Here is an 11,857-nt window from a genome sequence, read left to right as displayed (position 1 = left end):
GCCTTATACGCAGTTACACACAAAGTTATCCACATTCGTGATGAAGTCCTAAATTTTGCGAGCGTGACGCAAACGTTTTCGCTACAATGCACCCGCAATAAATGGACGCCCCGTTTTGGGGCGTTAGCTGAGTTTTAGGGAAAATTGCTAAAATTCAGCTAACGCTCTTCTATATGCGAACCAAAGCTAAGGGATCAAACCATGCAACAACGTCGTCCTGTACGCCGCGCTCTGCTCAGTGTTTCTGACAAAGCCGGTATCGTCGAATTCGCCCAGGCGCTCTCCCAACGTGGCGTGGAGCTGCTGTCCACTGGCGGAACCGCTCATCTGCTGGCTAAAGCTGGCCTGCCGGTAACCGAAGTCTCTGACTACACCGGTTTCCCGGAGATGATGGATGGACGCGTCAAAACCCTGCATCCAAAAGTTCACGGCGGCATTCTGGGTCGTCGCGGTCAGGATGATGCGATCATGGAACAACACGCTATCTCCCCAATTGATATGGTTGTCGTCAACCTCTACCCGTTCGCACAGACTGTTGCCCGCGAAGGATGCTCTCTTGAAGATGCGGTAGAGAATATTGATATCGGCGGCCCAACCATGGTGCGCTCCGCTGCGAAGAACCACAAAGATGTGGCAATCGTAGTAAAGAGCAGTGACTACGAAGCGATTATTAGCGAGCTGGATGCTAATGAAGGATCTCTGACGCTCGAGACACGTTTCGATTTGGCTATTAAGGCTTTCGAACACACCGCCGCTTACGACAGCATGATCGCCAACTACTTTGGTAGCATGGTTCCTGCCTATCATGGCGAAAGCAAAGATCCTTCAGGTCGCTTCCCTCGTACGTTGAACCTGAACTTCATTAAGAAGCAGGATATGCGTTACGGTGAAAACAGCCACCAGCAAGCAGCCTTCTATATAGAAGAAGAAATTAAAGAAGCTTCTGTCGCTACGGCAACTCAGGTTCAGGGCAAAGCGCTCTCTTATAACAACATCGCTGATACCGATGCCGCACTGGAATGTGTGAAAGAGTTCAACGAACCTGCCTGCGTTATCGTGAAGCATGCCAACCCTTGTGGTGTGGCAGTCAGCGATTCCTTATTAGATGCATACGACCGCGCCTATAAAACAGACCCGACTTCCGCATTCGGCGGCATCATCGCTTTCAACCGTGAACTGGATGCCGAAACTGCGCAGGCGATTATCTCCCGCCAGTTCGTCGAGGTGATTATTGCCCCTTCAGCCAGCGAAGAAGCTCTGAAGATCACAGCGGCTAAGCAAAACGTTCGCGTTCTGACTTGCGGCCAGTGGCAGCAGCGTATTCCGGGCCTGGATTTCAAACGAGTTAACGGTGGTGTGTTAGTACAGGATCGCGATCTGGGCATGGTGACAGCCGCAGACCTGCGTGTTGTCAGCAAACGCCAGCCGACCGAGCAAGAACTGCGTGATGCATTGTTCTGCTGGAAGGTAGCGAAGTTTGTTAAGTCCAACGCCATTGTCTATGCCCGCGAGAATATGACTATCGGCATAGGCGCCGGTCAGATGAGCCGTGTTTATTCCGCCAAAATTGCCGGTATCAAGGCAAGCGATGAAGGCCTGGAAGTGAAAGGCTCGGCAATGGCATCAGATGCCTTCTTCCCATTCCGTGACGGTATTGATGCCGCAGCGGCAGTTGGCGTGAGCTGTGTTATCCAGCCTGGTGGTTCAATCCGCGATGAAGAAGTGATCGCCGCAGCTGACGAACATGGGATCGCCATGATCTTCACCGATATGCGCCACTTCCGCCATTAATCCCGGAGCGTCTATAAATGAAAGTATTAGTAATAGGTAATGGCGGGCGTGAACACGCGCTGGCCTGGAAAGCGTCACAGTCACCATTAGTTCGTACGGTATTTGTTGCTCCCGGCAATGCCGGTACGGCTCTGGAACCTGCTTTGCAGAACGTGGCGATTAGCCCAACTGACATTGCTGCCCTGTTGAGCTTTGCACAGAATGAAAAAATCGACCTGACGATTGTCGGCCCGGAAGCGCCGCTGGTGATGGGCGTGGTCGATACCTTCCGTGCTGCTGGCCTGAAGATCTTTGGCCCAACTCAGGGGGCTGCGCAGTTAGAAGGTTCAAAAGCTTTCACCAAGGATTTCCTGGCTCGCCATAAAATCCCGACCGCTGAATACCAAAACTTCACCGAAGTCGAACCCGCTTTGGCTTATGTCCGTGAAAAAGGCGCGCCGATTGTCATTAAGGCCGATGGCCTGGCCGCGGGCAAAGGCGTAATCGTAGCGATGACGCTGATCGATGCCGAAGCGGCGGTAAACGATATGCTGGCAGGTAACGCCTTTGGCGACGCCGGGCACCGCATCGTGGTAGAAGAGTTTTTGGATGGCGAAGAGGCCAGCTTCATCGTGATGGTGGATGGCGAAAACGTTCTGCCGATGGCCACCAGCCAGGATCATAAGCGTGTTGGTGATGCAGATACCGGCCCGAACACTGGCGGTATGGGTGCGTACTCTCCTGCTCCAGTTGTGACTGATGAAGTCCACCAGCGTGCAATGGACCTGGTTATCTGGCCAACCGTGCGCGGCATGGCTGCTGAAGGGAATACCTACACCGGTTTCCTGTATGCCGGCCTGATGATCGATAAACAAGGTAACCCGAAGGTTATCGAGTTTAACTGCCGCTTTGGTGACCCTGAAACCCAGCCAATCATGCTGCGCCTGCAATCAGATCTGGTTGAGCTGTGCCTCGCCGCATGTGATGGCAAGCTGGATAAGACAACATCTAAGTGGGACGAGCGCCCATCTCTGGGAGTGGTGATGGCCGCTGGCGGCTATCCGGCTGATTACCGTAACGGCGATGTGATTCATGGTTTGCCACTTGAAGAAGTCGCAGACGGCAAAGTGTTCCACGCTGGAACGAAATTGCGTGAAGACGATATGGTTGTGACTAACGGTGGCCGTGTTCTGTGCGTAACCGCATTAGGTGATACCGTCGCACAAGCGCAGCAACGTGCTTATGAGCTTATGAAGGATATCCATTGGGATGGCAGTTTTAGCCGCTCCGATATTGGCTATCGTGCCATTGAGCGTGAAAACGCGAAGTAAGACTCGAAACTCGCAGTGATATTTAAGACCGCCCTCGTGGCGGTTTTTTTATTTAGAACGTAGCAGGTTTAGGCTGCCAGCTACAGAAATCCTGATTCGCTACCAGCAACAGCTGAGAACCTTCCGGCGCTTCAAGCCAGGCTATGCTCACATCGAGTGACGAATGGCGTTGGCGATTCGCAATATGATTGAGCGATACGCTGTCGAGTTTAGGCTCGAATGTCTCACCTTCGCAGGTTGTCACCGTGCCATTGCTATGCCAGCGGCCTTGTCGCAAAACAACACGCCCAATGCGCAATGCTTCGCTGGTCGCTTTAGTCTGAGTCGCCTGATACTGATACAAAGCGATTTGGTCATTGGAAAGCTGCTGTTTTTGACCATTCACTTCGCGCTGCATAAAGCTCAGTTCGCCATGATCGTCAAAACGCACTTTGATATGTTCTGACGGCTCGCTCTGAATCGTCATTTCAATCGATACCAGCTGCTCACCTTGCCAGCGGTAATCACTGGTGGTCGTTGCACCCTTCTGCCTTGGGCTAAACGCCGTAAGCATGTGAATGCTGCCATCATCGCTGTTGTCTTTACGCCAGATGCGCACAACACCTTGATCGGCAATATATCCGCTCGCGGTAAATGGCGGGAGAGGAGAATGACCGCTGCAAGCCATAAGCAGCAATGTGCCTGTCAGCGCGGCCAGAGGACGGCAGACAAACAAAAGGGGCGTAAACGCCCCTCTGCTAAAACTGTTCACTGACACTATTAGCTCTTAACAGCGTCTTTCAGTGCTTTGCCTGAAACAAATGCCGGCACGTTAGCTGCGGCGATTTTGATTTCATTACCAGTCTGTGGGTTGCGGCCAGTGCGCTCAGCACGGTGGTTTACCTTAAAGGTACCGAAACCAACCAGTTGGACAGCATCACCTTCTTTCAGAGACTCAGTAATTGCAGCCAGGGTGGATTCCAGAGCAGCTTTAGCCTGTACTTTAGACAGATCAGCCTTGTCAGCAATTACATCAATCAGTTGAGTCTTGTTCATAAGTTATCCTTACAATGTGTTTATCGCTTGCTAAGCATCGAGTGCGACGGAAATGCCAAAAAAGCACTCTCCTGCATACACGCACCGATAGCCACTTTTTTTCGCCCCACAAATGTAGACCAGACGGGGGGCTAATTGGAAGCCTTCAGGGGTGACAATTCGGACTGTAAGTCACGTTTTGCTGTCTTACTGCTGCAAATTTATACCAATATTGCTACTACCCGCTTCACGCAGGTCCGCGCGGAGCCCTTTGATCAGCTCAACGTCGCGCTCTTCGCAGTCAGCCAACAGGCGGAAAATCTCCCATTGGATGTCCCATTCTTCTTCAACAGCAGGGTTTGCTCTGAGCTCTTCGTCGGTCATTTCGCGACCAGCCTGGGTCATTTCCAGCATGGCAACTGTGGTGATTGATGCCTTACTGACTTCGATTGCATGCTCCAGAGTTTCCCCTGAAAGACGTGAGTGAACTAATTCGCTCAATGCAACGCATGCATCAATCGCCGGATAGACACCGTAAATATCATAGTCGTCGGCAGACGGAATGCCTTCTTCGAGTTTCTCAAGTTGGCTGTCAAAGTTTACTTTCGCATCTTTCACCGTCAATGTTTCCCAAATCAAGTCGAGAATGCGGCGATACAACTGAGGATCACCAAATTCAGTCTGCTGGCAGAACATGGCGTAATTCGGATACATACGTTCGCATAAAGAAGCCATGAAAGTGACATGTTGCCAGCTTTCCAGTTTCTCCAGGCGCAGATGGATTGGGTTTTGTAACATAGCGATGTCTCAAAGACGGAATATTAGCAGCAGTTTACCTTAATCACCCCTGAATTGCTTGCCACCGCGTGAAAGCCGGGCGACCCGATGCCACAGCATCTGCCCAGCGAGTGGCTTCAGGTAAGCGGTAACCCATCAGACAGCGATTCACCCATAGCAAGGCCGTATCAAGGCTTACACGATGGCCTGTGGAGACAAACAACGGATTGCAGCGCTTTTTACTGCGTAACACCCATGCAAGCGCTTCACCTTTGTCGGTCAGCAACTGGCATGAGCCAGGTTCTTCAGATAACGGTGCAAACTTCCCACACAAACGCTTCTTAGCAACGCCTATCGTCGGCACGTCCACCAGCAGGCCAAAATGGGCGGCAACGCCCAAACGCCGTGGGTGCGAAATACCGTGGCCATCAACAAACAGTAGGTCCGGTTTTTGCGACAGCATTTCCCACGCAGCAAGCAGTGCAGGATATTCGCGAAACGAGAGGAAGCCGGGGATATATGGCATCGAGGTGGCGACACGCGCCACCTGATATTCAACCAGTTCAAGAGAGGGATATTGCAACAACACGATGGCGGCACGCGTAACATCACCGCCCTGTTCAAACCCAACGTCTGCCCCGGCAATTAACCGGGGAGGATCCTGCTCAAAGCGATCCTCGCGGATCACCTGTGAAGCGAGTTCGATCTGCTGTGCGCGTAAGCTTGCAAGATCCATCACTGATCCTTACTCGTGATACGGCTTCGACAAACGGTGCACCGCTTCTACAAATGCACCCGCGTGTTCTGGCGGAACATCCTGGTGAATGCCATGGCCCAAGTTAAAGACGTGGCCTTCACCTTTACCGAACCCGGCAAGAATGGTCGCGACCTCTTCTTCGATACGCGCAGGCTGAGCATAAAGCATGGATGGGTCCATATTGCCCTGCAATGCGACTTTATGGCCGACACGACGACGAGCATCGGCGATATCGGTCGTCCAGTCTAATCCCAGCGCATCACATCCCGTTTCAGCCATCGCTTCCAGCCACTGGCCGCCACCCTTAGTGAACATGGTCACAGGCACTCGACGACCTTCGTTTTCACGTAGCAGGCCATCGATGATTTTGTGCATGTAATAGAGCGAAAACTGCTGATAATCACGCCCGGTCAGCACGCCGCCCCAGGTATCGAAAATCATCACCGATTGCGCACCCGCTTTGATTTGCGCATTCAGGTACAGCGTGACGCTTTGCGCCAGCTTGTCGAGCAGAAGGTGCAGCGCTTGCGGGTCGGCATACATCATCTTTTTAATCACGGTAAAGGCTTTGCTGCTGCCGCCTTCGACCATATAAGTCGCCAGCGTCCACGGGCTACCGGTGAAGCCAATCAGCGGTACTTCGCCTTTTAACTCGCGGCGGATAGTACGTACCGCGTTCATCACATAACCCAGTTCACCTTCCGGATCAGGAATCGGCAACTTTTCCACATCAGCACGGCTGGTGATTGGCGAGCGGAAACGCGGGCCTTCACCCGCTTCAAAATAGAGGTCAAGCCCCATCGCATCAGGCACGGTGAGGATGTCGGAGAAGAGGATCGCCGCATCAAGCTTGTAGCGACGCAGCGGCTGCAAAGTCACTTCGCAAGCCAACTCAGCATTTTTGCACAGCGACATAAAATCGCCAGCCTGCGCACGAGTCGCTTTGTATTCTGGCAAGTAACGACCTGCCTGCCTCATCATCCATACTGGCGTGGTATCTACAGGCTGGCGTTGCAGCGCCCGCAGGTAACGATCGTTCTTCAGTTCAGTCATTTTGCATTTCCTTTGGCTGGAACTCTAAATACATTCCGCCAGTTTACCACGTCATTCATACTCTGCCCGACACAGGGCGACAGTGTCTTCAATCAGGCGACGAGCCACCGTACCCGGTGGAGGCAATAACGGAAGTTGGTCATACCGATACCAACCCGCATCAAGTAACTCTTTCGGGTCGATTTCAATTTCGCCGCTGTCATATTCCGCCATAAATGCGGTCATCAGCGATTGCGGGAACGGCCAAGGTTGGGAAGTTACATAACGTAAATTCTTCACACGAATGCTGCTCTCTTCCATCACCTCACGCGCCACGGCCTGCTCGAGGGTTTCCCCAACTTCGACAAAACCGGCCAGCACGGTATAAATTCCACCGCGATGGCGTGTGTGCTGAGCAAGCAGGATATGGTCTTCACGACGGATAGCCACGATGATGCACGGTGAAATTTGTGGATAGTAGCGTTCACGACAATGGTTACACAGCATCGCCCATTCGGTTTTGCTGACGTGCATTTCATGGCCACAGTAGCCACAGAACTTATGCGAGCGATAGAACTCCGCTAACTGCACGCCACGCCCAGCAAGTTGAAATAACCCTGGGTCCTGGTCAATAACCTGGCGCACTGATCCCATATCCGCACGGCGATGTTGCCGCACTAACCACACCGGCTCACTTTCCCACTCGCCGATATGCATCCCAACCGCACCATCAAGCTGAAAATCTTGTGCTGCTCCGTGAGGTAGCTCACCTTTCGGCAACCACAATTTTTGTTCATGACTGACGATAAACCAGCCCTGATCTAACTTTTGAATTACACGTTCCATAACCTGGTGCACATCCCCGAGTTCGCTGGTATAAACAAATGGTCGTAACAATTTTGGGTACGTTTGCGTTACATCTTTTACTCACGGAATCACGGAGTCAATCATGCTTAACCAGTTAGAAAATCTGACTGAGCGCGTCGGTGGTAGTAATGAGTTAATCGACCAATGGCTATATGCCCGCAAACATTTATTGGTGGCTTATTACAATATGGTTGGGATCAAGCCTAACAAGGAATCCCATACCGCGCTCAATGAAAAGGCTCTGGATAACTTTTGCCATAATCTGGTGGATTATCTTTCTGCCGGTCATTTCAATATTTATGAACGCATTATCAGCGAAATGGAAGGCAGCAGCCCACTTTTAGCCGCAACTCATCTTTATCCGCAGCTTGAAGCCAACACCCAGCACATCATGGATTTTTACGATTCGCATCTCGAAAGTGCTATCGATGATGATAACTATATTGAGTTCCAGAAAGCGTTATCCGGCATCGGTGAAGCACTGGAATCACGTTTTTCACTGGAAGATAAACTCATTCAGTTAGCTTACGACCACGATATAAATGACAGTGCTAACGATACCGGCAACCTTGCACGCCCGGCTTGAGTTCTGCGCTGTTAACGAGTAGTTTACATAGCGACCCGTAGCAATACGGGTTTCTTCTTGTCGGAGTGCCGAGTGTTTAATTGAACACCGGCTGAGACCGTTAATTCGGGATCCGCGGAACCTGATCAGGCTAATACCTGCGAAGGGAACAAGAGTAATTCTGCTTTTGGGTTCACCCGTACGCGGGCGCCCCACATTCATTACTCCTCCGTTGTTCTGGCAAGCCACTCCTTGATATTTACTGGAATGAGCTATGTCTATTACTGAAAAAAAACCAAACCGCCGCGAACAACGCGCTGCTGCCCAGCATTTTATCCATACGCTGGAAGGTACTGCTTTCCCTAATTCCCAACGCATTTATCTAACTGGCTCACGCGATGATATCCGCGTACCGATGCGCGAAATTCAACTTAGCCCAACCGCAACGGGCGGTACGAAAGAAAACCCTCTGTTCACCCCTAACGATGCCATTCCGGTGTATGACACTTCAGGTCCGTATGGCGACCCGGCAATCAGCATCGACGTTCTGTGCGGGCTTTCACCACTGCGTGAAAGCTGGATTAGCGAGCGTGATGATTGCGAAACACTGACCGACCGTAGCTCTGCATATACCAAAGAGCGCCTTGCTGATGATGGTCTGGACGAATTGCGTTTTGAAACACAACTCACGCCGAAGCGCGCAAAAGCCGGGAAAATTGTCACGCAGTTGCACTATGCACGCCAGGGCATAGTGACGCCGGAAATGGAGTTTATCGCCATACGTGAAAACATGGGCCGCGAACGCATTCGCGATGAAGTGTTACGCCACCAGCACCCAGGCCAGAGTTTTGGTGCTCTCGTGCCAGAAAACATTACTCCTGAATTTGTACGCGATGAAGTCGCCGCAGGCCGGGCAATCATTCCCGCCAATATTAACCACCCTGAGTCTGAGCCGATGATTATCGGCCGTAATTTCCTTGTCAAAGTGAATGCCAATATCGGCAACTCAGCGGTCACCTCCTCGATTGAAGAAGAAGTGGAAAAACTGGTGTGGTCAACGCGCTGGGGCGCAGACACCGTGATGGATCTTTCCACCGGCCGCTATATCCACGAAACCCGCGAATGGATTTTACGTAACAGCCCAGTCCCTATCGGCACCGTGCCCATTTACCAGGCGCTGGAAAAAGTAAATGGCATCGCTGAAGACCTGACCTGGGAAATGTTCCGCGACACACTCCTGGAACAGGCCGAGCAAGGCGTGGACTATTTCACCATTCACGCCGGAGTGCTGCTGCGTTATGTGCCGATGACGGCCAAACGCCTGACCGGAATTGTGTCGCGCGGCGGTTCGATTATGGCGAAATGGTGCCTGTCACATCATCAGGAAAACTTCCTGTATGAGCACTTCCGCGAAATTTGCGAAATCTGTGCCGCTTACGACGTTTCACTCTCGCTTGGCGACGGCCTGCGCCCTGGCTCCATTCAGGATGCCAACGATGAAGCGCAATTCTCTGAGCTGCATACGCTTGGCGAGTTGACCAAAATTGCCTGGGAATACGATGTGCAGGTGATGATTGAAGGCCCGGGACATGTGCCCATGCAGATGATCCGCCGCAATATGACCGAAGAACTGGAGCACTGCCATGAAGCACCGTTCTACACGCTCGGCCCGCTGACCACCGATATTGCACCGGGTTATGACCATTTCACCTCAGGTATTGGTGCAGCCATGATTGGCTGGTTCGGCTGTGCGATGCTTTGTTACGTCACACCAAAAGAGCATCTTGGCCTACCGAATAAAGAAGATGTTAAACAGGGGCTGATTACCTACAAAATTGCGGCACATGCCGCAGACCTGGCAAAAGGCCACCCTGGTGCGCAAATCCGCGACAACGCGATGTCGAAAGCCCGTTTTGAATTCCGCTGGGAAGACCAGTTTAATCTCGCGCTTGACCCTTTCACCGCCCGCGCCTATCACGATGAAACTCTGCCGCAGGAATCCGGCAAGGTCGCGCACTTCTGTTCGATGTGCGGACCAAAATTCTGCTCGATGAAAATCTCCCAGGAGGTTCGCGATTTCGCCGCTAAGCAAGCCATAGAAGTTGGCATGGACGATATGTCGCAATCCTTCCGTGCAAAAGGTGGCGAAATTTATCTGCGTCAGGAGGAAGTGTGATGAGCACACCCGCCTTCCCTTCTGTGCCCAAACGACTCGGGTTGTATCCGGTAGTGGATAGCGTCGAGTGGATTGCCCGCTTACTGGAGGCGGGAGTACGCACCCTTCAATTACGGATTAAAGACAAACGCGACGAAGAAGTTGAAGCCGACATTACTACTGCCATTGCGCTTGGTAAGCGATATGAGGCGAGGTTATTCATCAATGATTACTGGCGACTGGCGATAAAACATCGTGCTTACGGTGTTCATCTGGGCCAGGAAGATCTGGATGTCGCTAATCTGGACGCCATCCGCGATGCGGGCCTGCGCCTCGGGCTTTCGACGCACGACAATATGGAAATGGATCGCGCCCTGGAAGCACGCCCTTCTTACATCGCGTTGGGGCATGTTTTTCCAACTCAAACCAAGCAGATGCCGTCCGCTCCTCAAGGGCTTTCGCAACTCGCAGCCCACATCAAAACGCTGGGCGATTACCCGACTGTCGCCATCGGTGGAATAAGTATTGAGCGCGTTCCTGCTGTACTCGCAACGGGCGTTGGAAGTGTCGCAGTTGTGAGCGCAATTACTCTGGCCCCAGACTGGCGAGCGGCAACAGCGCAACTACTGGAGCTTGTGGGGGCTGGCGATGAATGATGCCGATTTCATGCGTTACAGCCGCCAACTGTTGCTGGAAGACATCGCCATTGAAGGGCAGCAAAAGCTGCTCGCCAGCAAAATCTTAATCGTCGGGCTTGGCGGACTGGGTTCGCCAGCCGCGTTATATCTTGCGGCGGCAGGCGTTGGTACTTTGATTCTCGCCGACGATGACAACGTGCATATCAGTAATTTGCAGCGCCAGATTTTGTTTACCTCTCAGGATTTGGAACAGCCAAAATCGCTGGCCGCTCAACGCCATCTCCAGAAGCTCAACCCCGATATTACGCTCCAGGTTATTAGCGAGCGTTTAGCTGGAGAAGCGTTGATGCAGGCGGTAAAGAACGCCGATCTAGTGCTGGATTGCAGCGACAACATGGCGACACGCCAGGCCGTTAACGCCGCCTGTGTCGCACATAACAAACCGCTGATTTCTGCAAGTGCAGTCGGCTTTGGCGGGCAGTTGATGGTTCTGACGCCTCCGTGGGAAACCGGTTGTTATCGCTGTGTCTGGCCTGACGAACACGAACCGGAGCGCAACTGCCGTACTGCGGGAATCATCGGCCCGGTGGTTGGTGTGATGGGAACATTGCAGGCTCTGGAGGCCATAAAGTTGTTGAGCGGCATGGCTCCAGCAACGGGTACTTTGCGCCTGTTCGACGCCCGTCAACATAGCTGGCGCTCCCTCGCTATGCAAAAAGCGGCTAATTGCCCGGTATGCGGAGGGCGAGATGCACATCCACTTTAACGATGAACCGCTGCAGTGCCCGGATAACCTGACGCTGGAAAAGCTGCTTGACCAACTGCGCCTGTTGAAACCAGGCGTAGCACTCGCCATCAACCAAAGCATTGTGCCACGTGAACAGTGGGAAGCTCATTTGTTGAAAGATGGCGACCAGATCTTGCTTTTTCAGGCCATAGCCGGGGGTTAAC

The 11,857-nt window shown here is 52.4% G+C and carries 13 protein-coding genes and 1 riboswitch; of the genes, 7 read left to right on the top strand and 6 right to left on the bottom strand.

The features are described from left to right. Nucleotides 1-201 precede the first annotated feature (201 nt). Together purH and purD are read left to right on the top strand one after the other, a co-directional pair. Nucleotides 202-1,791 carry a bifunctional phosphoribosylaminoimidazolecarboxamide formyltransferase/IMP cyclohydrolase gene (gene purH / locus M977_RS12180; RefSeq protein ID WP_064515309.1) on the top strand — a complete coding sequence of 530 codons (1,590 nt, stop codon included), beginning with the start codon at nt 202-204 and terminating at the stop codon, nt 1,789-1,791. A 17-nt stretch (nt 1,792-1,808) separates the two neighbouring features. Then, nucleotides 1,809-3,101 carry a phosphoribosylamine--glycine ligase gene (gene purD, locus M977_RS12175; protein ID WP_064515307.1) on the top strand — a complete coding sequence of 431 codons (1,293 nt, stop codon included), beginning with the start codon at nt 1,809-1,811 and terminating at the stop codon, nt 3,099-3,101. Between the two features lie 52 nt (nt 3,102-3,153). On the opposite strand, the gene M977_RS12170 is transcribed toward purD, so the two are convergent. The 6 genes from M977_RS12170 to nudC form a co-directional block, all read right to left on the bottom strand. After that, nucleotides 3,154-3,852, bottom strand: a complete 699-nt coding sequence (locus M977_RS12170; RefSeq protein ID WP_064515313.1) for a DUF1481 domain-containing protein — start codon at nt 3,850-3,852, stop codon at nt 3,154-3,156. 8 nt (nt 3,853-3,860) lie between these two features. Further along, nucleotides 3,861-4,136, bottom strand: a complete 276-nt coding sequence (gene hupA, locus M977_RS12165; protein WP_034492331.1) for a nucleoid-associated protein HU-alpha — start codon at nt 4,134-4,136, stop codon at nt 3,861-3,863. A 186-nt stretch (nt 4,137-4,322) separates the two neighbouring features. Continuing rightward, entirely contained in the window at nt 4,323-4,913 is a 591-nt protein-coding gene (locus tag M977_RS12160) for a YjaG family protein (protein WP_064515305.1), read from the bottom strand. A 43-nt stretch (nt 4,914-4,956) separates the two neighbouring features. Beyond that, nucleotides 4,957-5,628, bottom strand: a complete 672-nt coding sequence (gene nfi, locus M977_RS12155) for a deoxyribonuclease V (protein ID WP_064515303.1) — start codon at nt 5,626-5,628, stop codon at nt 4,957-4,959. Nucleotides 5,629-5,637: 9 nt separating this feature from the next. Beyond that, nucleotides 5,638-6,702 (bottom strand): uroporphyrinogen decarboxylase, encoded by a 1,065-nt coding sequence (hemE, locus tag M977_RS12150; RefSeq protein WP_064515301.1) that lies wholly within the window; start codon nt 6,700-6,702, stop codon nt 5,638-5,640. A gap of 51 nt (nt 6,703-6,753) precedes the next feature. Next, nucleotides 6,754-7,527: an NAD(+) diphosphatase gene (nudC, locus tag M977_RS12145; RefSeq protein ID WP_064515299.1), complete on the bottom strand. Its 774-nt coding sequence runs from the start codon at nt 7,525-7,527 to the stop codon at nt 6,754-6,756. Between the two features lie 103 nt (nt 7,528-7,630). Here nudC and M977_RS12140 point away from each other — a divergent pair, with 103 nt between their 5' ends. The 5 genes from M977_RS12140 to thiS all read left to right on the top strand — a co-directional run bounded on the left by M977_RS12140 (nt 7,631) and on the right by thiS (nt 11,856). Beyond that, complete coding sequence (locus M977_RS12140) at nt 7,631-8,134, top strand: Rsd/AlgQ family anti-sigma factor (RefSeq protein WP_064515297.1); 504 nt, start codon at nt 7,631-7,633, stop codon at nt 8,132-8,134. Nucleotides 8,135-8,185: 51 nt separating this feature from the next. Continuing rightward, nucleotides 8,186-8,299, top strand: a riboswitch (TPP riboswitch). Between the two features lie 88 nt (nt 8,300-8,387). Then, a complete protein-coding gene (thiC, locus tag M977_RS12135; protein WP_064515295.1) occupies nt 8,388-10,289 on the top strand; it encodes a phosphomethylpyrimidine synthase ThiC in 1,902 nt (633 codons plus the stop codon). Next, the gene (thiE, locus tag M977_RS12130; protein WP_064515293.1) at nt 10,289-10,924 is read left to right on the top strand and encodes a thiamine phosphate synthase; all 636 of its coding nucleotides are present in this window, start codon (nt 10,289-10,291) and stop codon (nt 10,922-10,924) included. Before thiC ends, thiE begins: the two co-directional genes overlap by 1 nt. Next, entirely contained in the window at nt 10,917-11,672 is a 756-nt protein-coding gene (gene thiF, locus M977_RS12125) for a thiazole biosynthesis adenylyltransferase ThiF (RefSeq protein ID WP_064515291.1), read from the top strand. The genes thiE and thiF overlap by 8 nt, the downstream gene beginning before the upstream one ends. Continuing rightward, entirely contained in the window at nt 11,656-11,856 is a 201-nt protein-coding gene (gene thiS, locus M977_RS12120; protein WP_064515289.1) for a sulfur carrier protein ThiS, read from the top strand. Before thiF ends, thiS begins: the two co-directional genes overlap by 17 nt. Nucleotide 11,857: the final 1 nt, after the last annotated feature.

Origin of the sequence: Buttiauxella gaviniae ATCC 51604, assembly GCF_001654835.1 — a bacterium.
Classification (GTDB): Bacteria; Pseudomonadota; Gammaproteobacteria; order Enterobacterales; family Enterobacteriaceae; genus Buttiauxella; species Buttiauxella gaviniae.
Note: the sequence above shows the minus strand (reverse complement) of the source record. Positions and strands in the feature narration are given on the sequence as shown.